The 22,901-nt window shown below is 66.7% G+C and carries 22 protein-coding genes and 1 tRNA gene; 16 read left to right on the top strand and 7 right to left on the bottom strand.

Features of this window, described 5'->3' with window-relative positions:
• Nucleotides 1-51 precede the first annotated feature (51 nt).
• The 4 genes from ACFWP0_RS06205 (at nt 52) to ACFWP0_RS06190 (ending at nt 4,276) form a co-directional block, all read left to right on the top strand.
• The gene (locus ACFWP0_RS06205) at nt 52-762 is read left to right on the top strand and encodes a PAS domain S-box protein (RefSeq protein WP_377840515.1); all 711 of its coding nucleotides are present in this window, start codon (nt 52-54) and stop codon (nt 760-762) included.
• 145 nt (nt 763-907) lie between these two features.
• Nucleotides 908-2,356 (top strand): GIY-YIG nuclease family protein, encoded by a 1,449-nt coding sequence (locus tag ACFWP0_RS06200; RefSeq protein ID WP_377840513.1) that lies wholly within the window; start codon nt 908-910, stop codon nt 2,354-2,356.
• The gene (locus ACFWP0_RS06195) at nt 2,353-3,207 is read left to right on the top strand and encodes a hypothetical protein (protein WP_377840512.1); all 855 of its coding nucleotides are present in this window, start codon (nt 2,353-2,355) and stop codon (nt 3,205-3,207) included. The genes ACFWP0_RS06200 and ACFWP0_RS06195 overlap by 4 nt, the downstream gene beginning before the upstream one ends.
• Before the next feature lie 7 nt (nt 3,208-3,214).
• Nucleotides 3,215-4,276 carry a helix-turn-helix transcriptional regulator gene (locus tag ACFWP0_RS06190; RefSeq protein WP_377840510.1) on the top strand — a complete coding sequence of 354 codons (1,062 nt, stop codon included), beginning with the start codon at nt 3,215-3,217 and terminating at the stop codon, nt 4,274-4,276.
• On the opposite strand, the gene ACFWP0_RS06185 is transcribed toward ACFWP0_RS06190, so the two are convergent.
• Both ACFWP0_RS06185 and ACFWP0_RS06180 read right to left on the bottom strand, forming a co-directional pair.
• Nucleotides 4,264-4,998, bottom strand: coding sequence for a hypothetical protein (locus ACFWP0_RS06185; RefSeq protein ID WP_377840509.1), 735 nt, complete (start codon nt 4,996-4,998; stop codon nt 4,264-4,266). The two genes, ACFWP0_RS06190 and ACFWP0_RS06185, sit on opposite strands and share 13 nt — an antisense overlap.
• A gap of 114 nt (nt 4,999-5,112) precedes the next feature.
• On the bottom strand, nt 5,113-5,562 hold the full coding sequence (locus ACFWP0_RS06180) for a VOC family protein (protein WP_377840508.1): 450 nt from the start codon (nt 5,560-5,562) through the stop codon (nt 5,113-5,115).
• A 142-nt stretch (nt 5,563-5,704) separates the two neighbouring features.
• On the opposite strand from ACFWP0_RS06180, the gene ACFWP0_RS06175 reads away from it, so the two are divergent.
• Nucleotides 5,705-6,199, top strand: a complete 495-nt coding sequence (locus ACFWP0_RS06175) for a MarR family winged helix-turn-helix transcriptional regulator (RefSeq protein WP_377840507.1) — start codon at nt 5,705-5,707, stop codon at nt 6,197-6,199.
• Entirely contained in the window at nt 6,196-6,660 is a 465-nt protein-coding gene (locus ACFWP0_RS06170) for a hypothetical protein (RefSeq protein ID WP_377840505.1), read from the top strand. Before ACFWP0_RS06175 ends, ACFWP0_RS06170 begins: the two co-directional genes overlap by 4 nt.
• A 33-nt stretch (nt 6,661-6,693) precedes the next feature.
• On the opposite strand, the gene ACFWP0_RS06165 is transcribed toward ACFWP0_RS06170, so the two are convergent.
• The 4 genes from ACFWP0_RS06165 to ACFWP0_RS06150 all read right to left on the bottom strand — a co-directional run bounded on the left by ACFWP0_RS06165 (nt 6,694) and on the right by ACFWP0_RS06150 (nt 9,786).
• Complete coding sequence (locus ACFWP0_RS06165; protein ID WP_377840503.1) at nt 6,694-6,816, bottom strand: hypothetical protein; 123 nt, start codon at nt 6,814-6,816, stop codon at nt 6,694-6,696.
• A gap of 52 nt (nt 6,817-6,868) precedes the next feature.
• Nucleotides 6,869-8,068 carry an MFS transporter gene (locus ACFWP0_RS06160; RefSeq protein WP_377840502.1) on the bottom strand — a complete coding sequence of 400 codons (1,200 nt, stop codon included), beginning with the start codon at nt 8,066-8,068 and terminating at the stop codon, nt 6,869-6,871.
• A gap of 154 nt (nt 8,069-8,222) precedes the next feature.
• Complete coding sequence (locus ACFWP0_RS06155; RefSeq protein ID WP_377840500.1) at nt 8,223-8,999, bottom strand: IclR family transcriptional regulator; 777 nt, start codon at nt 8,997-8,999, stop codon at nt 8,223-8,225.
• Nucleotides 8,989-9,786, bottom strand: coding sequence for an IclR family transcriptional regulator (locus ACFWP0_RS06150; protein ID WP_377840498.1), 798 nt, complete (start codon nt 9,784-9,786; stop codon nt 8,989-8,991). Before ACFWP0_RS06150 ends, ACFWP0_RS06155 begins: the two co-directional genes overlap by 11 nt.
• Nucleotides 9,787-9,984: 198 nt before the next feature.
• Here ACFWP0_RS06150 and ACFWP0_RS06145 point away from each other — a divergent pair, with 198 nt between their 5' ends.
• The 6 genes from ACFWP0_RS06145 to ACFWP0_RS06120 all read left to right on the top strand — a co-directional run bounded on the left by ACFWP0_RS06145 (nt 9,985) and on the right by ACFWP0_RS06120 (nt 17,545).
• Entirely contained in the window at nt 9,985-11,151 is a 1,167-nt protein-coding gene (locus ACFWP0_RS06145) for an acyl-CoA dehydrogenase family protein (RefSeq protein WP_377840497.1), read from the top strand.
• Nucleotides 11,152-11,215: 64 nt separating this feature from the next.
• Nucleotides 11,216-12,199 (top strand): Bug family tripartite tricarboxylate transporter substrate binding protein, encoded by a 984-nt coding sequence (locus tag ACFWP0_RS06140; RefSeq protein WP_377840495.1) that lies wholly within the window; start codon nt 11,216-11,218, stop codon nt 12,197-12,199.
• Nucleotides 12,200-12,219: 20 nt separating this feature from the next.
• On the top strand, nt 12,220-13,194 hold the full coding sequence (locus tag ACFWP0_RS06135; protein ID WP_377840493.1) for a Bug family tripartite tricarboxylate transporter substrate binding protein: 975 nt from the start codon (nt 12,220-12,222) through the stop codon (nt 13,192-13,194).
• A 3-nt stretch (nt 13,195-13,197) separates the two neighbouring features.
• Nucleotides 13,198-14,367, top strand: coding sequence for an acyl-CoA dehydrogenase family protein (locus ACFWP0_RS06130; protein WP_377840492.1), 1,170 nt, complete (start codon nt 13,198-13,200; stop codon nt 14,365-14,367).
• A gap of 19 nt (nt 14,368-14,386) precedes the next feature.
• Nucleotides 14,387-15,382 carry an acryloyl-CoA reductase gene (locus tag ACFWP0_RS06125; RefSeq protein WP_377840490.1) on the top strand — a complete coding sequence of 332 codons (996 nt, stop codon included), beginning with the start codon at nt 14,387-14,389 and terminating at the stop codon, nt 15,380-15,382.
• Nucleotides 15,383-15,400: 18 nt separating this feature from the next.
• Nucleotides 15,401-17,545 (top strand): acetate--CoA ligase family protein, encoded by a 2,145-nt coding sequence (locus ACFWP0_RS06120; RefSeq protein WP_377840488.1) that lies wholly within the window; start codon nt 15,401-15,403, stop codon nt 17,543-17,545.
• A gap of 45 nt (nt 17,546-17,590) precedes the next feature.
• Here the strand turns inward: ACFWP0_RS06120 and htpG are convergent, their stop codons facing one another.
• A complete protein-coding gene (htpG, locus tag ACFWP0_RS06115; protein WP_377840487.1) occupies nt 17,591-19,489 on the bottom strand; it encodes a molecular chaperone HtpG in 1,899 nt (632 codons plus the stop codon).
• A gap of 208 nt (nt 19,490-19,697) precedes the next feature.
• Between htpG and ACFWP0_RS06110 the strand changes: the two genes are divergently transcribed.
• The 4 genes from ACFWP0_RS06110 (at nt 19,698) to repC (ending at nt 22,811) form a co-directional block, all read left to right on the top strand.
• Nucleotides 19,698-21,089 carry a uracil-xanthine permease family protein gene (locus tag ACFWP0_RS06110; RefSeq protein ID WP_377840486.1) on the top strand — a complete coding sequence of 464 codons (1,392 nt, stop codon included), beginning with the start codon at nt 19,698-19,700 and terminating at the stop codon, nt 21,087-21,089.
• 165 nt (nt 21,090-21,254) lie between these two features.
• Nucleotides 21,255-21,339, top strand: a tRNA-Leu gene (locus ACFWP0_RS06105).
• 429 nt (nt 21,340-21,768) lie between these two features.
• The gene (locus tag ACFWP0_RS06100) at nt 21,769-21,960 is read left to right on the top strand and encodes a helix-turn-helix transcriptional regulator (RefSeq protein ID WP_377840484.1); all 192 of its coding nucleotides are present in this window, start codon (nt 21,769-21,771) and stop codon (nt 21,958-21,960) included.
• Nucleotides 21,960-22,811, top strand: coding sequence for a replication protein C, IncQ-type (repC, locus tag ACFWP0_RS06095; RefSeq protein WP_377840483.1), 852 nt, complete (start codon nt 21,960-21,962; stop codon nt 22,809-22,811). Before ACFWP0_RS06100 ends, repC begins: the two co-directional genes overlap by 1 nt.
• Nucleotides 22,812-22,901 lie beyond the last annotated feature (90 nt).

Genomic DNA, 22,901 nt, shown 5'->3' with positions numbered 1-22,901 from the left:
GCAAAACCTGGTACGGTTTTACCGGCCCCCGTTCACCACACAGGACTCTTCATGTCTGCCCCGCAGCCCGCCGATCTGATGCCGATGCTCCTGGACGCCGTCTGCGTCGTGAACGAGTCCGGCACCTTTCTTACCGTGACTGGCGCCTGCGAAAAGATCTTTGGCTACACCCCTGAAGAGATGGCGGGGCGCCAGATGATGGACCTGATCTACGAGCCCGACCGCCACGCAACGCTGGCCGCCGTCGAGCACCTCATGAACGGCCGGCTGCAATACGATTTCGAGAATCGCTACGTGCGCAAGGACGGCGGGGTCGTGCGCATCATGTGGTCTGCGCGCTGGTATCCCGACAAGAAAGTCCGCGTCGCGGTTGCCCGGGACGTCACCCATCGGCGCGGGCATCCGGCGGCATTGGAAGCGGAACCGGCACAGGTATCCCCGTGGCAGCTATGCAGTTCGCCCCCCAGCCTGGTTCCGCCCGGCGCCTCCCCCATCCCCTTGTCGAACCAGGACTACACCGTCCTGGCCACGCTTGCCGCCCATGGCAAGGGCGCCAGCCGAAAGGAAATCGTGCAGGCGCTGGGCAAGGATTACTGGACATACGACCGCCGCAGGCTCGACACGCAAATGCGCCGCTTGCGCAGGAAGGTCGAGCAGGCGTGCGACCGGCAACTGCCCGTCGCGACGCTCAGGGGCGTGGGGTATCGGTTCTACGATCCGATCGAATTCCGGCCTTCGCGCATGCCGGGCGCGCCGTCGTAGATTCTGCTGATTTGAAAATGAAGGGCGTCCTTGTTGGACGCCCTTTCATGGATAAGCCGGGCTTGGCACCCGCCGGGTGTTACTAGTTATTGCTTTTGTAATATCATTCCTGGCTTTCGACGCCCAAGCCCTGAGAAAAAACAAAATGCAGCCCGAATTGAAGCAACTATCGCCGCTGGCCAATTTGATTGTTGATCGCGCGATCGACAACACCAACCGGAAACTGATCGGCGGCTTTCGCAACAAGAACCACTCGCGCCCGAACGCAAAAACCACCCAGCCGGGCAGTGTGGCCAGGGATGCGCTGAACGCCACCTCGGCCCAAAGCGTCATGGACGTAGCCAATCGGGGAGTCGCCTGGCGCGAATTGATCGAGAAAAGCCTCACGCACGGAATTTCGGCGCTGACAACCATGAAGTTCGATGGCGAATTCAGCGTCAAGGACGGCGTGGCGACGGGTCTGGACACCGTGCCGAATCAACCCGGCGTCTATGTGGTCTACAACAAAGACAATGAAGTCATGTATGTCGGCGACAGCACCAAGATGCAGAGCCGCTGGCACGCCGGCCACTTGAACGAATTCAAGCAAGGCGAACGGGCCCAGGAGCCGTACAAGCTGGCGGACGAGTTCAAGGAGGGCTGCACCGTCAAGTATGTGGTGATGGACTCCGAGGAAACCGCCGCCGCGCTGGAGGCCCACCTGATCCGCACGGAACAGCCGCCCGCCAACAAGCGCGAGGAGCTGCTCAACCAACAGGGCAAGCGCGCGAACATCGAGGCGAAGAAAATGAAGGACGCCTCCGGCACCGCGGGCTCCCTTTTGCGGGGCGCCGCCACGGAAGCCGCCAAGAACAGCGGCTGGGTCGTGCTTGAGCAATTGACCGCTGCAGCGCTGAAAGCACTGAAAGACGAACTCGTGGATATCTTCGGCGGAGGCGAGTCGACCATCCTTGCCCGCATCCAGCGCTTCTGCGAGAAAGTCTGGAGCGTTGTGAAGCGCATTATCGAAGCGCCCCTGCAGCTCCTGAAAGGCATTTTCGAATTCATCGTCAATGCGCTGTCCAAGACAGTCCGGCAGATCTATCAACTGGCGCGGAACATATTCGACCTGGGCGCCGCGGCCTGGGCGCTGTTCAAGGGCGCGGGCAGCATGAGCAAGGCCGAGCTCATCACGAAGATTACCGAGACGATCATCGTCAGCGGCACCCTCGTCATCTGGGATGGCCTGGACCCAATCATCGAATCCCAGCTGGTCCCGCTGCTCGGCCCCGTGGCCCCCTACCTGGCCGCGGCGATCTCGGCCATCGGATTTGGCCTTTCCAGCCACTACCTGCAGCAGTTCGTTCCCAGCATCGTCGAATTCCTGGTCAATTCGCGCACCGGCCATCACGACGCGCTGCTGGCGCAACGCGAGGCCTGCCTGCAGCTCATCACGCTGAACGAGCAGCAGTTCGAGACCGTCAATGTCCTTGGCCGATACGTGGAGTCGTCGCTGGCCCTGGAGATTGAAACCAAGGCGCACACCCGCGAGTTGTCCCAACACTCGGCCATAAAACCCCTCGATATCCGCAACCTGTTAGCGAGCAGCAAATGAGCAGCCAAGCCCCCTTCCCCTCCGAATCCGGCAACCAGGCCAATGTGCCGGCGCTTGCCGGCACGTCCATGACCCGGGACGACGACTTCCAGGCTTTCCAGCGCGATTTCGAAGAACATTTCCAGAACCTGACCAGCGCCATGGCCAAGAGCAAGTCGGTCGGTTCGATGGCGTCGTCGGTCGAAAAGAAAAGCACGCTCGGCATGCTGTGGGGTTCGCTGAACGGCGACAACGACAAAGAGTTTGCGCAGATGGCCGGCGACCTTGCCGCCAGTCTCACCACCACGCAGGTCGTGCTGCAGGTCATCATGCAGCTCAACCATCGCAAGAACAGCCTGCTCAAGGACTTTCATCATGAGCTGGTCAACAAGATCAGCAACATCGTCAACGATACCCAAACGCTGGACAGCAACCAGCGGGAGGGGACGCTGGTCGTTCTGGAGCAGTTGCGCGACCACGTCGCGGCCCGGATCCAGCAAGAGGAGCTGGTGCTGTGGAATAACCGGAGGCTCGAACACCTGGTCAACCAGGCGACCGGCATCGGCGCCGACATCGATACCTTCCGCCACCGCCTGAGCCAGATCGACACGACGATGCTGGCCCTGCACCAACAGAACGCCGAGCAGGCCGGGGCCCTGGACGCGCAAGCAAAGCACATCGAGGGATCGCGGCAGGATATTGCCAGGCTGGAAGCGCTGGTCGCGACGCAAGCCGGGCAAATCGATAGCCTGGCCGCCCAGAGCCGCCTTGGCGGCGCAAAGGAAATGCTGCTGCGCCAGGCCATTCCCTTCGCCGCGCTGGCCTTGGCGGCCGTGGCGCTGTTCAAGGCCGCGGGTCCGATAGGCGGCTGAGCGGCCCATGAGCGGCACGGAACTCAATCCGCTGCACTGGGACGTCATCGAACAGTTGCAGCGCGATGGCGATTGGATGCCCTCGCGCGCGCTGTATGAACGGCTGCGGCCCAAGTACGGGTATTCCGCCGCCGATGCCAAGACCATGCAGCGGGCCTTGCAATACCTGCTTCAGGGCGGCTTCATCGACGGCCGCGGGCAGGGCAGCGGACGCTGCTGGCGCAGCCTTCCCGACCGTGCGCCGTCCCGGGCGAAGGTCAACAGCGTCGAATTGGCCGTCGCCCTGCTTCAGCTGGAGCAATTCGCGGCCAATCAGCTGCCCGCGGAGGCGTTGAAGACGCTGCGCGAACATTGCGACCGCAGCCGCGAGCTCTTGAACAGCCACCCCACCTACCCGCGCTATCTGCAGGGCCGCGCCTGGCGCGGAAAGGCGGCAGTCATCGACTCCGGCTTTCCGCTGCTTCCCCCGGCGCAGGACGAGGCCATCATGGGCGCGGTGACGGACGCGCTCTATCGCAACACGAAGCTGCTCCTGCGCTATCAGAATGCGGCGCTGTCGACCGACGCGCCCGTCAGCTACCACGTCTCGGCGCTGGCGCTGATCGAACGCGGCAGCGTGCTGTATCTGGTCTCCTGCCGCCGGTCGCGGCGCAGCGGGCGTTTTGTCCGCTACCTGCACCGCCTGGACCGTATCGTCAGCGCCGCCGCCACCCATGAACCGGCCGACACCGATGCGGACTTCGATCTGGAGCGGTTTCTGCGCCACGAGCATACGCTGCTCTTCTTCCCCGAAGCCCCGCAGCGCGTCACCTTGAGAGTCCGCGAGCGCGGCTTTCGCAGCCGTCTGCGCCACTACCGCCTGTCGGAAGACCAGACCATCAAGGAAACCCGAAGCGGCTTCGAACTGGTGGCAACGGTGCGCCCCTCCCTCACGTTCAAGCAATTTCTGCTGGGTCTGGCGCCCGACGTCATTCTCGTCAAGCCGGCCCACCTGCGCAAAGAACTGCAGGCGGTGCTGGAGGGGGCCGCGTCGGCCTATTCAACGGGCAAGTTTCCTCAAGCCGCCTGATCCGGCAACGGCCACGGGAAACCCAGCAGGGCGTCGACCCGCAAGACCCCGTCGAGCGTCATCGGAGCCACGGCGGCGAGTTCCGTATCCTGCATGCCGGCCTCGACCAGGGTGCGATCCACAATCGCGCGCGGCACGCCGGCAACCGACAGGGCTGCCGGCCGCAACAGGGAGGTGGAGCAAGCCTGGCGCAACAGGCCGGCAAAATCCGCCGCGCTTTCACTGGATGCCGTCACCGCCAGCAGATTGGCCTGCGTCAGCCCGGCCAGGCCGCGCCAGGCCGCAACATCCTGATAGCCGCGCCGGGGCTCCCATTGCAGCGCCGCCAAGGCGCGAACCAGCGACTGCAGTTTTTGCGCCCAGTCCTCGGCGGCGGTGGCGACCCATACGCCGACCCGATTGAGGGGCAGCCTGCCGATGCCGCCACGGCACACCGCCACCGCGGCCACGCCGGCCTCGCGCGCCTGGCGCATCGCTTCCACGGGTCCAAAGGTATTCCAGACGGCGCCCCGGGTATCGCCGGCCAGGTTGCCGGCATCCACCAGGAAGAGCGTCAGCGCTCCCGGAACAGGCGCGTCTCCGGCATGCCAATCCAGGGACGGCAGCAGCGCCTGCAGGGTCCGGGCTAGGGCCAGCACCTCCTCGGCCGGCATGCCCCACCCTTCCAGATAGATGGCGGCCTTGGTTTGCGTGGCGATGGATTGCGGGTTTGCGTGCGGCACAGCTGACTCCGTTCAGACTTGGGAGAACCCAGTCTGAATGCCGCTCTGGACATATGCTGTCCAGAGCGGCCAGTCAGCGGCGCCTGCCTTGCAAAGCAGCCTCGCCCGCACGCCTCACGCAGCGCCGCCCCCTGCTCCACGCGTGATCCGCACCGAAGGCGCGCTCCGGTGGGCCTCGCCGCGGAAGACGGCTTCGATGTTGTTGCCGTCCGGATCCAGGACGAACGCCGCGTAGTAGCCGGGGCGGTAGGAGCGTTCGCCTGGGGCGCCATTGTCTCTTGCGCCATGCGCCAATGCAGCCCGGTGAAAGGCATCCACCATGGCGCGGTCTTGCGCCTGGAATGCCAGGTGATGGCGGCCGGTCAGCTCGCCCTGCACCTCCTCGCTGTCGGACGTCGATACGAACAGCTCGTCCGCCCAAAAGTTGCTTTTGTCGGCGCCGCCCATGGGGATGTTCAACGCGCCGAATACGGCGCTGTAGAAGTCCTTGCTGGCCGCCAGATCCCGAACGACCAGCCCGATGTGATCGATCAAACGGCCCCGATGCAGTGCTTGTTTCTCCATGGCGCGCTCCTGGCTTTGCGAATGGAGTGATGGATATTGGTGTCGGACCACAGTGCCGATACTGCGAATTTATAGTCCGGCGCCGTATTTTTTACGATCTTCCATATTGACAACCAGTTTCCATAGTTGGAAACTGGTTGTCATGAACCCGACCAGACCTTCCTCGCTCCCCAAGTTTGCCGCCGACGTAGAGGCGCTCACCGACCTGACGCTCACGGTTTTCCGCACGCATGGCGCTCTGCTGCAATGGGGCGACAAGCTGGTGGAGCCCCTGGGCCTGAGCAGCGCGCGCTGGCAGATGCTGGGCTCCATTGCGCTCGCCGGCAAGCCGCTCACCGCCCCGCAAGTCGGCGAGGCCATGGGGGTGACGCGCCAAGGCGCGCAGAAGCAGCTCAACCTGCTGCTTGAATCCGGCCTGGTGAGCTCGCATGCCAATCCCGCCCATCGGCGCTCGCCGCTCTATGCGCTAACGCCGCGCGGACGGCAACTCTATTTGCGCGCCGAGAAACTCTGGGCCGCCCGGGCCGCAGAACTCGCCGCCCGGATTCCACTTGCGCAGGTCCAGGCAGCCCAGGCAACGCTGGACACGATGCTGCGCCAATTGACTCCTCCTGGTCCTTCCCGGGAAACGCCATGAAATCGAAACTGCACGCCGCAGCGGGCACCGTCGCGCTGCTTTGCATCGCCGCCTTCTGGACCTCTACCATCGTCTCGGAGCTGTTTTTGAGCGAATCTGCCGTCGTGGCCGTCAAGAACGGGATCCTCACAGCGATGTGGCTATTGATACCCGCGATGGCCGCAACCGGCGCCAGCGGCTTTGCGCTCGGCCGCGGACGCAAAGGGCGCCTTGTCGACACGAAGAGGCGCCGCATGCAGGCCGTGGCGGCCAACGGCCTCCTCGTCCTGCTTCCCTGTGCGTTCACGCTCGCATGGATGGCCAACGCGGGCCGGTTCGATGCGTGGTTCTACGCCATTCAAGTCGTCGAGCTTATCGCCGGCGCCTTGAACATCGGGCTGCTCGGGCTGAACATGCGCGATGGGCTGCGCCTCAGCCGGCGCTCGCGGGGAGCCCATGGTTCGCTTGCGCCGCTGAAGTAGCGCCGCTCACGCTCAGCAGCCTGACGGCCATCCTCAAAGCAATGGAATGGCGCTTGTCGCTGCGGCCGGCCGGAAATGCTTGAAGTCCCAATGCCTGCCAGGCGCGACGTCCAGCGCGGTGGTGGGCTCGTCGGCGATCAGCAGCTTGGGGTTCACAGGATCAGCGCCATGCAGATGACGATGCACTGGCGCGGCCCGAAGGCTGGACTCAGCAGCCCTGCATCGCCAGCTTGCGGCGGCGCACGTTGCCGGCGCGCTGCAGCAGCACCAGGGCCAGGCCGCCCGCGGCGATGACCGCCCCGGCGATCGGCACCGCGGCGTAGCCCATGCCCGCGGAGATCACCGCGCCGCCGGCCGCCGCGCCCACCGCGTTGCCCAGGTTGAACGCGCCCACGTTCACGGAAGAGGCCAGGCCGGGCGCAGCCGTCGCGGCGCGCATCACGCCCATCTGCAGCGGCGGCACCACCGCGAAGGTCGCCACACCGAAGATCAGCAGGGCAATCGCCGCCCCGATCTTGGTGGACGCCAGCCACGGGAAGGCCAGCAGGTCGACAATGACCAGCACCAGGAAGAAGATCAGGGTGCCGTCCAGCGAACGGTCGGCCAGGCGTCCGCCCAGGCCGTTGCCCAGGGTGAAGCCCAGGCCGATCAGCACCAGCATGCCGGTAATGAACGCCGGCGACGCGCCGGTAATGTCCGCCAGCGTCGGCGCAATGTAGGTGTACAGCGTGAACATCGCGCCCGCGCCCAGCACCGTGGTCAACAGCGCCAGCAGCACGACGGGGCTCTTCAGCACGGCCAGCTCATGGCGCACATTGGGGCGGCGTCCGGCCTCGCCGGCCGGCAGCGCGAACCACAGCGACAGCATCGCGGCCAGGCCCAGCACGGCCGTCGCGGCAAACGACATCCGCCAGCCGATCACCTGCCCCAGCCACGTCGCGGCCGGCACCCCGCCCACGTTAGCGATGGTCAGCCCCATGAACATCGTCGCGACCGCGCTGGCCTGCTTGTGGCGCGGCACCACGCTGGCGGCCACCAGCGAACCCAGGCCGAAGAACGCGCCGTGGTTCAGACTGGTGACCAGGCGGGCCAGCAGCAGCGTCGTGTAGTTGGGCGACAGCGCGGACAGCACATTGCCGATCGTGAAGATGGCCATCAACAGGATCAGCGCCTTGCGGCGCGACCAGCGCGAAAACGCCAGGGTCATCAGGGGCGCGCCGACCATCACGCCGATTGCGTAGGCGCTGATCAGCATGCCGGCGCTGGGAATCGACACGCCCACGCCGTCGGCGATGACGGGCAGAAGGCCCATGGGAGAGAACTCGGTCACGCCGATGCCGAACGCGCCGACGGCGAGCGCCAGCAGCGGCAGGCCGGATTTGACCGGTTGAGTATCTTGGGGGTTCATGCAGGTTCCTTGGGTTCGACGGCGCCGGCAGGACGTTCCTGGGGCGCTACCGGCCCGAAACGGCCGGCTCATCGGGAAGACAGGGCTGCAGTATGACGGCTGCATCCTTGCGGAAAAAGCCGTCTGGAGGGTAAACACTTTTGACTTGGGGTCATTAATCGCCCAGGCCCAGCAATTGCTCGGTCTGGCGCGCCAGGGCGACCAGCCGGGGGCCGATGTCGGCGGCGCGTTCCCGGTAGGGGCCGTCGCCCGAGGGAACGCCGCAGTTGAACACGTAAAGCAGCGACTGATAGGGCCGGCACAGGGGGGCCGCAAAGCCGTAGGCGTCCGGACGCCATTGCTGGTTGTTGCCGCAATAGCCCTTGTGCTCCAGGTCGCGGCGCGCCGCTGCCAGGCTCGGAAAATGCTCGGCGTAGTGCCGCGCATCGGCGACGCGCAGCTGATTCAGCACGGCGGCCCGTTCCTCATCCGGCACGCGCGCCAGCCATGCCTTGCCCGCGGCGCTGGACAGGAGCGGCAGGGAGGCGCCGATGTCCGGCCGGGTCTGCAGGGCTTCGTTGGACCGGGCCGTCTCCACGTACACCATTTTCAGGCGGTCGCGCACCACCAGCGATACCGCGCCGCAGGCATGGTCGGCCAGCTGCTTCATCAGCGGGCGCGCCACCTGGCGGATCTGCATGCTTGCCAGCAAGGGGTAGCTCAAGGCCAGCACCGAAGCCCCCAGCCGATAGCGCGGCGGCGTCCCCAAACGCTGCAGAAAGCCCAGCTCGACCAGCGTGTGGGTCAGGCGCGCCACGGCGCTTTTGGACAGCCCGGTCTGCTGCGCGAAGTCTTTGTTGGCCAGCTCGGGGCGGTCCGCCCGGAAGCAGGCCAGGATATCGATGCCGTGCGCCAGGGTCGTGGCAAAGTCGCGGTCGCGATCAGGCTGCATCCTGGCGCTCCAGCAGTTTCTCCACGCGCGCCACCAAGGTCAGCAGGCGCGGCGCGATGCGCCGGCGCAGATCGCCCGCGCGCAGCCGCCGCACCGGCACGCCGCAATTGAAGACGAACACCTGCCCGTCGACCTGCCGGCGCATCGGCACCGCCACGGCGTGCACATCGGCATGCCAATAGCCCTCGGCCACGCAATAGCCGTGGGCCGCGTAGTCGCGCCGCGCCTGCTCCCATCCGGCGGCGTTGCGTTGCCAGGCGGCGGGGTCCTGCCGGCGCAACCCTTGCAGCACGCCGTCCGCTTCGGCGGCATCGGCCTGCGCCAGCCAGGCGCGCCCCATGGCCGATTGCAGCAGGGGCAGCATGGCGCCGATATCCGGCCGGAACGCCACGGCATCGTGCCCGCGGCAGGTTTCCACGTAGACCATGTGATCCCCGTGACGCATGCCCAGCGATGCGGACCCGCCCGCCGCCTCCGCCAGCCGGGCCATCAGCGGACGCGCCAGTTGCCTGAGCCGGATGCTGGCCAGCAAGGGATAGCTCAGGGACAGCAGCGCCGTCCCCAGCCGATAGCGGCGCAGGCTGGCGTCATACCGAAGCAGGCCGCGCTGCACCAGCGTGTAGGTCAGCCGCGAGATGGTGGCCTTGGATAGGCCCGTGCGATCGGACAATTCGCGGTTGCTGAGCGCGGGCTCGCCGTGCCGGAAGGTCTGCAGCACCGCCAGCCCATGCGCCAGCGTGGTGGCGAAGGCGGGATCGGCGTGGCGGCGGGCGATAGGCGGGGTCATTGTCGCAATCCGGAGCGGCCGCCGCGGCATGCGCGGCCAGACAGTACCGATGATAGGCCGGGGAGCGGCGCGGCGGCGAATCTGGCGTTCAAGATAGCAAAACATTTGTCTCGGATTCCTCGGTCCTTTGTTAGCCTGAATTCCCCACCGCCCCAGGCCGCGTCCGACGGTCCGGCGCCAGAAAAACGGAGACACACCATGATCAGGGACCCCGACGGTTTCCCCGCCTTCCTCGATTCGCTGCGCCGCTTTGTCCGCGAGCAGCTAGCGCCGCGCGAAGCCGAGGTGGCCCGGCTGGACGAGGTGCCCGAAGACCTGGTCCGCGCCATGGCGGCCCAGGGCATGTTCGGCTATTCGATACCCGAGGCTTATGGCGGCGCCGGCATGACCACCGAAGAACTGATCCTGGCCGCCATCGAGCTGTCGCAGTGTTCGGTGGCGTTTCGCGCCCGGGTGGGCACCAACACCGGCATCGGCTCCGAAGCGCTGGTGGCCGACGGCACCGACCGGCAGAAGGCGCATTACCTGCCCCGGCTGGCCTCTGGGGAACTGACCGGCTGCTTCGCCCTGACCGAGCCGCAGGCCGGGTCCGACGCGACCGCCCTGCGCACGACCGCCGCGCGCGATGGCGATCACTATGTGCTGAACGGCGAGAAGTGCTTCATCACCAATGCGCCGTTGGCCGGCCTGTTCACCGTCATGGCCCGCACCGATCCCGATGCGTCCGGCGCCCGGGGCATCTCGGCCTTCATCGTCGAGCGCGGCACGCCGGGCCTGTCCACGGGCCAGCCCTACGACAAGATGGGCCAGGCAGGATCGCCCGTGTCGGCCGTGCGCTTCGAGGACTGCCGCGTGCCCGCCGCCAACATCATCGGCGGGGAGCCCGGCATGGGCTTCAAGACGGCCATGAAGGTGCTGAACAAGCAGCGCATCCACCTGGCGGCGCTCTGCATCGGCCCGGCCATCCGCATGCTGAACGACACCATGCGCTTCGTTGCCGAACGCGAGCAGTTCGGCAAGCCGCTGATGGACTTTCAGCTGATCCAGGCCATGCTCGCCGACTGCCAGACCGAGATCCAGGCCGCGCTGGCGCTGGTGCTGCAAACCGCCCGCGAACGCGACGAAGGCCGCGACGTCACGCTCAACGCGTCGATATGCAAGTACTTCGCCTCGGAAATGTGCGGCCGCGTGGCGGACCGCTGCGTGCAGATGCACGGCGGCTACGGCTATGTCGCCGACCACGGCATCGAGCGCTTCTACCGCGACGTGCGCCTGTTCCGCCTGTACGAAGGCACCAGCCAGATCCATCAACTGACCATCGCCCGCCACACGCTGGCGCAGGCAGGCTATACGCCCGGCCGCTAGGCGGGGCGCGACCCGGGACCCCGGCCACCAGAAGCCGGCGGCCCACAAACCAAAGGAGACTCACATGCTGCAAAAGCACCTGCCGAAATGGATCGCGGCCGTGGCGGCCACATTTGCCTGCGCGGCGCTGCCGCCCCAGGCCGCGGCCGCCTACCCCGACAAGCCCGTCCGGCTGATCGTCCCGTTCGCCCCCGGCGGATCCACCGACATCCTGGGACGGCTGCTGGCCGAAGCCCTGCACCCGATTCTTGGCCAGCCGGTCATCGTGGAAAACAAGCCCGGCGCCGGCGGCAACATCGGCGGAGACTTCGTGGCACGCGCCGCGCCCGACGGCTACACCCTGCTGCTGGCCGCCGCCGGCCCCACGGTCATCAACCCCAGCCTGTACGCCAACATGCCGTTCAACCCGGCCAAGGACCTGGCGCCCATCACCTGCCTCGAACGCGAACACAACCTGATGGTGGTGACGAAGTCGATGCCGGTAAAGACCCTGCAGGAATTCCTGCAGTACGCGCGCAGCCATCCGGGCAAGCTGTCGTTCGGCTCGCCGGGCAACGGCTCGCCCGCGCAGCTGGCCGGCGAACTCCTCAAGCAGCAGGCCGGCCTGCAGGCCGAGCATGTGCCCTATAAGGGTACCGGCCCCGCCGTCACCGACCTGGTGGCCGGCCACATCGACTTCATGATCGACAACATGCCCGCGCTGCTGCCGCAGGTGAAGGCGGGCAGCCTGCGCGCCCTGGCCGTGCCCAGCGACCAGCGCGCCACCGCCGCGCCCGATATCCCCACCTTCGACGAGGCCGGCCAGAAGGGCTTCGTGGTGATGGCCTGGAAGGGCCTGATGGCGCCCGCCGGCACCGATGCCGCGGTGATAGAGCGGCTGCACGCCGCGGTGGTCAAGGCGCTGCAGGACCCGCAGCTGCGCACGCGCTTCCAGGAGCTGGGCGCCGAGCCGCTGGGCAGCACGCCGGCCGAATTCGCCAAACAGATCGCGGACGAAACCGCGTGGTGGGGCAAGCTGGTGCAGTCCACCGGCACCCGCATCCAATAGCCCGCCCCCGGGAGACCGCCATGCATCGCTACATCCGAACGCTGCGCGCCGTGTGCGCGATAGCCCTCGCCGGGGCCGCCGGGGCGGTCCATTCCGCGCCCGCGTATCCCGACAAGCCCGTCCGGCTGATCGTGCCCTACGCGGCCGGCGGCGGCACCGACACCGCGGCCCGCATGATCGCCCGCAAGCTGGCGCCGCTGCTGGGCCAGCCCGTGGTGGTGGAAAACAAGCCCGGCGGGGCCACGCAAATCGGCACCGGGTATGTCGCCGGGGCCGCCCCCGACGGCTACACCTTGCTGATGGGCACCGCCAATCTGGCGACCAACAGCGTGCTGTACACGAAGCTGCCCTACGATGTGCAAAAGGACCTGGCGCCGGTCGTGTGGGCCACTGACGTGCCTGTCTACCTGCTGCTGCCGGCCGCCAGCCCCGTGCGCAACCTGGACGACCTCAAGCGCGCAGCCGCGCAGCAACAGGGCCTGACGTACGCCACGGCCGGCACGGGCAGCATCCCGCATCTGGCGGGCGAACAGTTCGCGCACCAGACCGGCATCGCGCTGCGGCACATTCCCTACAAGGGCAGCAGCGAGGCCGCCACCGCGCTGGTCGGCGGACAAGTCCAGATGAGCTTCGACAACCTGCCGCCGGTCTATGCGCAGGTCAAGGCCGGCCGCCTCAGGCCGGTCGCCATCGCCGCGCAGGCGCGCAACCCGGACCTGCCCGACGTGCCCACGCTCGCCGAACTGGGCGTGCCGCTGGCGGCCTCGTCCTGGTGGGGCGTCATGGCGCCGGCGGGCACGCCCAAGACCGTGATCGCCCTGCTGAACCGCCAGGTCAACGCCGTGCTGCAAGACCCCGAAGTGCGCGGCTATTTCGCCGGGCTGGGCATGCAGCCCACGGGCGGCACGCCCGAAGCCTTCGGCCGGCATATCGCCGACGAAACCGGCAAGTGGCGCGCGGTGGTGCAGCAGGCCGGCGTGAAGATCGAGGAATAGCCCATGCATCCCCACCAAGAACGCAACGACGGCGACCATACACGGGAACTGTGCGACCGGGTGCGCCGTTTCGTGGACGACGTCGCCATCCCCGCCGAATCGCCCGCCATCGCCCGCGACGTCGCCGCGCTGGACGAACGCGTGGCCCGCCTGCGGGCGCAGGCCCGCCAGGCCGGCCTGTACGCGCCGCAGCTGCCTGCCGAATGGGGCGGCCTGGGCCTGGGCTGGCGCGCCCTGGCCCAGGTGCTGGAAGAGGCCGGCCGCGGATTCCTGGGGCCGGCCGCGCTGAACTGCGCCGCGCCCGACCAGCCCAACATGCTGACGCTGCTGCGCCTGGGCAACCCTGCGCAGCAGGAACGCTATCTTGCGCCCCTGGTGCGCGCGGAGCAGCGGGCCTGCTTCGCCATGACCGAACCGGCGCCGGGCGCAGGCTCGGATCCGTCCATGCTGCTCACCCGGGCCGAGCGCCGCGGCCAGGGCTGGGTGCTGAACGGGCACAAGCAATTCATCAGCGGCGGCGTGGGCGCGAATTTCGCGCTGGTGCTGGCGCGCGCCGACGCCGGCGCCACGCTGTTCCTGGTGCCGGCCGATACGCCCGGCTACCGCGTCGTGCGCGACATCGGCATGGTCACGGGCTACCAGATCGGCGGCCACGCCGAGATCCTGCTGGAGGACTGCGAAGTTGGCGACGACGCGGTGCTGGGCGAGCCCGGCCGCGGCCTGGAGCATGCGCAGCTGCGGCTGGAGCCCGCCCGGCTGTCGCACTGCATGCGCTACATCGGCCGCGCCCGGCGCGCGCTGGAAACGGCGCAGGCCTATGTCGCGCGGCGCGACTCCTTCGGCTCGCGCCTGGCGGACCTGCAGCAGATACAGGCGATGGTGGCGGACTCGCACATCGACCTGCACGCCAGCCGCCTGATGACGCTGGACTGCGCCGGCCGCATGGACGACGGCCTGCCGGTCAAGCAGCACAGCGCCATGGCCAAGGTCTTCGTGTCCGAGGCCGTGAACCGCGTGGCCGACCGCGCGGTGCAGATGATGGGCGCATCCGGCCTGTCCGACGACACCCCGGTGTCCATGATCTGGCAGGAAATGCGCCCTTTCCGCATCTACGACGGCGCCAACGAGCTGCACCGCGCCACCCTGGCGCGCCGCCTGCTGGCCCGCGCCTGACCGCTACAAGGAAACCTCCATGAGCACACCCGATTTCCAGGCCTACCGGCTGCACGCCGGCCCCGACGGCGCGCCCCCGCAAGGGCGCTTCGAGACCTTGTCCGTCGACCAGCTGTCGCCCGGCGACACGCTCATCAAGGTCGCGTATGCCGGCCTGAACTACAAGGACGCGCTGGCCCAGGCCGGGCGCGGCGGCATCGTGCGCGCCTATCCGCGCATCGGCGGCATCGACCTGAGCGGCACCGTAGTCCACTCCGCCGACCCCGCGCTGCGGCCCGGGCAGGAAGTGGTGGTGCACGGCTTTGGCATCGGCGTGGATTGCGACGGCGGCTACGCCGAGTATGCGCGGGTGCCGCGGGACTGGGTGCTGCCCCTGCCCGCCGGCATCGGCTTGCAGGACGCCGCCGCGCTGGGCGCCGCGGGCTACACCGCCGCGCTGTCGCTGCACTGGATGGAACACTGCGGGCTCGCGCCCGACCAGGGCGACGTGCTGGTCACCGGCGCCACGGGCGGCGTCGCCGGCATTGCGATCGACATACTCAGCCAGCGCGGCTATTCCGTGTGCGCCATGTCCGGCAAGGCGCAGGCGCAAGACTATCTGCGGTCGCTGGGCGCAAGCGATGTGATCGCGCCGCCCGATCTTTCGGTCCCGATCAAGCCGCTGATGAGCGCCCGCTGGGCCGGCGTCGTCGACTCCGTCGGCGGCAAGCTGCTGGCCCACGCGTTGGCCAGCCTGCGCCCGGACGGCGTGGCCGCCGCCTTCGGCAACGCGGGCGGCGCGGAACTGCCGTCCTCGGTCATTCCCTTCATCCTGCGCGGCGTCAAGCTGCTGGGCATCAACGCCAACAGCCCCATGCCGCTGCGCCGCGCGCTGTGGCAGCGGCTGGCCACCGACTACCGCCCGTCGCGCCTGGCGCTCGCCTCGCGCGTGATCGAACCCCAGGACCTGCCCCAAGCGCTGGCCGCCATGCTTGAACGCGGCAGCATCGGCCGCAGCGTCGTGCGGTTTTCCTGAATCTTCTTCGTCCAGACCATGACCCAGCTTTCCGATTCCTCGCTGTCCCGCCTGTTCAGCCCGCGCAGCATCGCCATCGTGGGCGCCTCGGCCACCCCGGGCAAGATCGGCGCCATGCCGGTCGCCCTGCTGCGCCAGCACGGCTACGACGGGCGCATCCTGCCCATCAATCCGCGCGCCGGCGCCATCCAGGACCTGCCCGCCTTCCCCGACCTGGCCGCGCTGGATGCCGAGGCTGACCTGGTCATCCTGGCCGTGCCGGCGGCCCACGCCGCCCAGGCGCTGGAGCGCGCCCGCCCCGGCCAGGTGGGCGGCGCCGTGGTGTTCACCTCGGGTTTCTCCGAAACCGGCGCGTCCGGCGCGGAAATGCAGCAACACCTTTGCGCCGTTGCCCGCGAACGCGGCATCCGGCTGCTGGGCCCCAACTGCCTGGGCTTCATGAACGTCCGCCGCAACGTCTACGCCACCTTCTCGCCCGCCCCCGCCAACGGCGCGGTCGCGCCCGGCGGCATCGGCATGGTGTCGCAAAGCGGCGCGTTCGGCGCCTATGCCTACAGCATGGCGCGCGAACGCGGCCTGGGCCTGTCGCACTGGATCAGCACCGGCAACGAGGCCGACATCGACGTGGCGGACTGCATCGAATGGCTGGCCCGCGACGCCGACACGCGGGTCATCATGGCCTACATGGAAGGCTGCCGCGACGGCAGCAAACTGCGCCGCGCCCTGAACGCCGCGCGCGACGCCGGCAAGCCCGTGGTCGTCACCAAAATCGGCCGCACCCAGGCCGGCGCCCAGGCCGCCGCCTCGCACACCGCAGCGCTGGCCGGCGACGACGCCGTCTACGACGCCCTGTTCCGGCAATACGGCGCCCTGCGCGCGCGCACCATCGAAGAGTTCTTCAACCTGGGCTATGCGCTGGACACCTGGAAGCAAGCGCCGCAAGGCAAGCGCCTGGGCATCTTCACGATCTCCGGCGGCGTCGGCGCCCTGATGGCCGACGAAGCCGAAGAAGCCGGACTCGCGCTGCCGGAGCCCTCCGCGCCCGCCCAGGCCCGGCTGCTTGAACGCGTGCCCTTCGCCAGCGCCCGCAATCCCGTCGACGTCACCGGCCAGGCCGTCTCGGAACCCGGACTGCTGCTGGCCACCGCCGAAGACATGCTGGCCGACGGCCGCTACGACGCGCTGGCCGTCTTCCTGGCCGCGGCCGGATCATCCGAAGCCCTGTGGCCCACCTTCGAAGCCTTTGCAAGACAGCTGCAGGCCCGCCACCCCGGCGTGCCCCTGGCGATCAGCGCGCTGTTCCCGCCCGCCCGCCGCCGCGAGCTGGAACGCCTGGGATGCCTGGTGTTCGCCGACCCCAGCGCCGCGATCCGGACGATAGGCGCGGTGGCCGGCAGCGCGGCCTCCCACGCGGACGCGGCGGCAGGCCGGGAAGACGTCGACGAATCGGCATGGGTCCCGGACGCCGCGCCGGTCCTGGACGCCTACAACGAAGTCCAGGCCATGGACCTGCTGCGCCAGGCCGGGCTGCCCGCCTCGCGCTGCGCGTTGGCCGCCGACGCCGACGCGGCCGTGCTCGCCGCCGCCAGCCTGAACGCCCCCGCCGTGCTGAAAGTGGTGTCGCCGGACATCGTGCACAAGAGCGACGCCGGCGGCGTAAAGCTCAACGTCTCCGGCGAAGACGCCCTGCGGCGCGCCTATGCCGACATCATGGCAAGCGTGCGCCGGCATCGGCCCGACGCCCGCATCGACGGCGTCCTGGTCGCGCCCATGGCGCAGAAAGGCGTGGAGTGCATTGCCGGCGTGCATTGCGACCCGGTGTTCGGCCCGGTCGTCATGTTCGGCCTGGGCGGCGTCTTCGTTGAAGTCCTGAAAGACGTCAGCTTCCGCCTGGCGCCGTTCGGCCGCTCAGAGGCGCTGGCCATGATCCGAGAAATCAAGGGCTATGCGCTGCTGCAAGGCGCGCGTGGCGCGCCGCCCTGCGACATCGGCGCCTTGGCGGACGCGCTGGCGGCGCTGTCCCGCTTCGCTCACGCGCGGCGCGGCGATTTCAGTTCGATGGAGGTCAACCCCCTGCTGGCGCTGCCGGAAGGACAGGGCGCGCTGGCGCTGGACGCTGTGGTCATTCCCACCGCTACGCGTGCTTGCGGGCATTCGTGCTGATCCCGCAAGGGCGCCCTTCCGGGCGCCCTTTCCACTGCGCGCTGCTTACTTCAGCAGCAACGCGTTCAGCCGCTTCACAAACGCGGCCGGGTCCGCGATCTGCGCCCCTTCGGCCAGCAGAGCCTGATCCAGCAACAGCCGCGCCCACTGGTCGAACTCGCCGTCTTCCGCCGCGCGGATGCGCGCCAGCAGCGGGTGTTCCGGGTTGATTTCCAGCACCGGCTTCACATTCGGCGCTTCCTGGCCGGCGGCCTTCAGCATGCGCAAGAGGTGCGGGCTGAGTTCATTCTGGCCCACCACCACGCACGCCGGCGAATCCACCAGGCGCAGGGTCACGCGCACTTCCTTGACCTGGTCTTCCAGCGTCTTCTGCAGGCGCTCGACCAGCGGCTTGAAGTCCTCGGCCACTTCGGCCTGGTGCTTCTTTTCTTCCTCGTCGGCCAGCTCGGCCAGGTCCAGGCCGCCCTTGGCCACCGACACCAGCGACTTGCCGTCGAATTCACGCAGGTAGGACAGCATCCACTCGTCCACGCGGTCCGACAGCAGCAGCACTTCAATGCCCTTCTTGCGGAAGATCTCCAGATGCGGGCTGTTGCTGGCCGCGGCAAACGAATCCGCCGTCACGTAGTAGATCTTGTCCTGGCCTTCCTTCATGCGCGACACGTAGTCGGCGAACGACACCGTCTGCGCCTGATCGCCCGAATGCGTCGAAGCAAAGCGCATCAGCTTGGCGATGCGTTCCAGGTTGGCGGTGTCCTCGCCCGCGCCTTCCTTCAGCACCTGGCCGAATTCCGACCAGAACGTGGCGTAGTCTTCCTGCTTGTTCTCGGCCAGGTCTTCCAGCAGAGACAGGATGCGCTTGGCCGAGCCTTCGCGGATGGCGCGCACGTCGCGGCTTTCCTGCAGGATTTCGCGCGACACGTTCAGCGGCAGGTCGGCCGAATCGATCACCCCGCGCACGAAGCGCAGGTACGACGGCAGCAGCTGGTCCGCGTCGTCCATGATGAAGACGCGCTTCACGTACAGCTTCACGCCGTGGCGGCCGTCGCGGTCCCACATGTCCATCGGCGCGTGCTTGGGCACGTACAGCAGCTGCGTGTATTCGCTGCGGCCTTCCACGCGGTTATGCGTCCAGGCCAGCGGATCGTCGTAGTCGTGCGACACCGTCTTGTAGAACTCGCGGTACTGCTCTTCCGTCACATCCGACTTGCTGCGGGCCCACAGCGCATTCGCCTGGTTCACCGTTTCCAGCTCTTCGGTCTTGACCTGCTCGCCCTTCTCTTGATCCCACTCTTCCTTGGCCATGCGGATCGGCAGGGAGATGTGGTCCGAATAGCGGCGCAGGATCTCGCGCAGCTTCCAGCCGTTCAGCAGCTCGTCTTCGTCGGCGCGCAGATGCAGCGTCACGTCGGTGCCGCGGCCGGCCTTTTCGGCGGCGGCTATCGTGAACTCGCCCTGGCCGTCAGATTCCCACTGGATCGCGTCCGTGGCGCCGGCCCGGCGGCTCACCACCGTCACCTTGTCGGCCACGATGAACGACGAATAGAAGCCCACGCCGAACTGGCCGATCAGCTGCGCATCCTTCTGCTTGTCGCCCGTCAGCTGCGAGAAGAACTCGCGCGTGCCGGAACGGGCAATCGTGCCCAGGTTGGCCACGGCCTCGTCGCGCGACAGGCCGATCCCGTTGTCCGAGATCGTGATCGTGCGGGCCGCCTTGTCGTAGCTGACCGTGATGGCCAGCTCGCCATTGCCTTCCAGCAGCTCGGGCTGGTCGATGGCCTCGAAGCGCAGCTTGTCGCAGGCGTCCGACGCGTTCGACACCAGCTCGCGCAGGAAGATTTCCTTGTTGCTGTACAGCGAATGGATCATCAGGTGCAGCAGTTGCTTCACCTCGGCCTGGAAGCCCAGGGTTTCGGACGCGGAAGTCGTGGCGGTTTGGCTCATAGTTCTACGTGGCTTTGAGAATAAATTAGGGACGGGTTATTCGGCAACCGGGGCATATCGCCCACGCGGTCTCCGGGAAACCCTACTGATGTGGGGGCCAAACGGAACTTTTCAAGGCCGGGTGGCGGCGCTGCAACCTGACGTTCCGCTGGCCCCGGTAAAATTCCGCACTTTTCTCACCTACCCCCTCCCCGGCCGGCACTCCGCCATGCAACCCGCCTCCCTAGCCCACCCCGCCCCCCACAGCGCCCCCGACGACGACGCGCCCAGCCACGACCTGGTCTACGGCCCCGACGACCGCCCCGCGCCTCCCGTTGCCTTCGTGGCAGCCCTGCAGCACCTGCTGGCCATCCTGGTTCCCATCGTCACCCCCGGCCTGCTCATCTGCCAGGCCCTGGGCGTCAGCAGCCGCGACACCACCCTGATCGTGTCCATGTCGCTGGTCATCTCCGGCATCGCCACCTACGTGCAATGCAAGCGCTTCGGCCCGCTGGGCGCCGGATTGCTCATCGTGCAGGGCACGAGCTTCAACTTCGTCGGACCGCTGATCGCCGGCGGCTCCGTCATGGTCAAGCAAGGCACCCCGGTCGAAGCCGTCATGGCCGCGATCTTCGGCGTCGTCATCGCTGGATCGTTCGTCGAGATGGGCATCAGCCGCATCCTGCCCTTCGTCAAGCGCCTGATCACCCCGCTGGTCACCGGCATCGTCGTGCTGCTGATCGGCCTGACGCTGATCAAGGTCGGCCTGATCAGCATGGGCGGCGGCTTCGGCGCCATGGCCAACGGCACCTTCGCCAGCGCCGAGAACCTGACGCTGTCCGGCCTGGTCCTGGGCACCATCATCCTGCTGAACCGCGTGCCGGTCGTGTGGATCCGCAGCACCGCGCTGGTCCTGGCCCTGGCCGTGGGCTACATCGCCGCCGCCTACATGGGCCGCCTGGACTTCACCGGCGCGCGCGAAGCCGCCCTGTTCCAGATTCCCGTGCCGCTGCACTTCGGCCTGGGCTTTTCGTGGGCGCTGTTCGTTCCGATGCTGATCATCTACCTGGTCACGTCGCTGGAAGCCATCGGCGACGTCACCGCCACCAGCAAGGTGTCCAAGCAGCCCGTCGAAGGCCCGCTGTGGATGCAGCGCATCAAGGGCGGCGTGCTGGTCAACGGCGCGAACTCGCTCCTGGCCGGCGTGTTCAACACCTTCCCCAGCTCGGTCTTCGCGCAGAACAACGGCGTCATCCAGCTGACCGGCATCGCCAGCCGCCATGTGGGCGTGTGGATCGCGGGCATGCTGATCCTGCTGGGCCTGTTCCCCGGCGTGGCCGGCGTGCTGCAAGCCGTGCCCGAGCCCGTCCTGGGCGGCGCCGCCATGGTGATGTTCGGCGCGGTCGCCGCGTCCGGCATCAACATCCTGGCCGGCATCCACCTGGACCGCCGCGCGCTGCTGATCATCGCGGTGTCGCTGGCTTTGGGGCTGGGCGTGTCGCAGGTGCCGGAAATCCTGTCGCACCTGCCGCATGCGGTAAAGAGCGTGCTGGAATCGGGCGTCGCCACCGGCGGCATCTGCGCGCTGGTGATGAACTGGTTCTTGCCTGAAAAGAAGTAAGGCTCTTGCCGGCCTAGTCCCGGGCCTCGCTTTCTTGCGAGGTCCGGGACCAGGCCCAGTCAGGCGGCCGGTCCGGGCCTCGCCTGACAATTTATGAAAGACCGCATATAATCGCTGTCTTCGTATCTCCCGCAGCCGTCGTCTGGACGTGTTCGCGACCCCCTTGCCCGGGTGGTGAAATTGGTAGACGCAGGGGACTCAAAATCCCCCGCCGCAAGGCGTGCCGGTTCGATTCCGGCCCCGGGCACCAAGCTCTCAGTACATTGATATAAAAGAAATTTTCGCGCCTAGAGCTAAAAATCGACTCCAGGAAAAGGTTTCCGACTGAGGACTGTTTACAGTCTCGTGCACAGTTTGCTGCCGAATTAAGAACTTCGCCTAAACTTGGCGACTATATTCGGCCCGCCCCCCCCCCCCCTGAAACTGTGCACCGCGCCCCAATGCGCCTAATCGATTATTTAGTAGATATCTATTGATTTCATTAATCGATAGCTAAATATCATTGCGCTAAGCACTGTTTACCGCGCAACTAGCTGCTCAAGATTTTCTATACCGCTGGACGCCAATTGACGTCACCGGCTGCTGTTGGCCTCCACCCCTGCCAACAGATTAGGACACTTTGCGAACTTTCCGAGGACACATTTCCGGACCTATCCCATGGGGGAGTTGGAAATGAGCAATGACTCGTGCGGATACTCTTCTGCGCCTCCCTGAAGTACTAGCCATCATCCCTGTCTCGCGAGCGACATGGTATGAAGGCATCAAAACCGGCCGCTTTCCTGCCCAAGTCAAAATTGGTCCGCGCATAGCAGCATGGCGACGCAGTGACATCGACCGACTTTTGGCCTCTCTGCATGGTCGTGGTGCCTAATGGAAGGCCCCACCCGGCACGCCAAGATGGCGCAACAAATTGTGCACGCCCACGGGCTCTTCAAGAGCTTGGCACCCGGCGAACGCCGACGGACCAAGCTTGACGTAACGCTGACTGTCGGAGATACCGCTGTCAGGTTTATAGGGTTCGAACCGCTGGACTCTACCGACCTTAGAGTCATGCAGGCCCTCGTCGCACGAACGACCGTCGGCTTACTTGACGTTGGCAAGATGTTGAGCGACGCCATAACTCTCAGGCCCCCACTAAAGCTCACGGGCGGCGCCCTAAGTGAAAAGGTGATTGCCGCCCGTTTTACTCTCGCCACATTGGCCGAAACGGCGGGTCTGGCAAAGAACGGCGGCTTTGTCTACCGGCAGTTGCGCAGTTCCTTACTGCGATTATCAAACGTCACTGTAAAAGTAAGCCGGCCGCCATTCGAAGGCTCGTTCCATCTAATCGCTTATAGGATTGACTTGGATTCCGGACAAATAGTCGTTGCATTAAATCCATTAGCGACGGGAGCCGTCCTCGGTCGAAGCGGTTTTCTAAGCGTCAATATGGAGGAAGTACGGCGCATTCACAGCCCAGTCGCCCACCTTCTACATAGCAGACTACATTGGATTAACCAAGGAGCTGAGCGCAAAGTCAGCCTCCTTACGCTTTGTTCATATGCATATGGCGAAGACCTTGCTGCTAGGAGTAGCACGCAACGCAAACGCCAACGGGCTGTCCGCAACGCCCTCAGCGAACTTCAGTCAGTCGGCTGGAACGCAATAGAAACATATCCCGGCATGTTTCTTATTAATCGCCCAAGGCATAGGAGAGCCTCTACCACGGAGGTGACTGCGTAAGCACCCCTGTCAAGTAGACATCGGTTGATAGACGATCGGAGCAAGGGTTAACCGAGGCATGAATTGCACCGGCGGGAGGCCACCCAGCGA

Origin of the sequence: Achromobacter sp. NPDC058515, from assembly GCF_042721735.1 — a bacterium.
Classification (GTDB): Bacteria; Pseudomonadota; Gammaproteobacteria; order Burkholderiales; family Burkholderiaceae_B; genus Achromobacter.
This window is presented reverse-complemented; position numbering and strand designations above follow the sequence as displayed.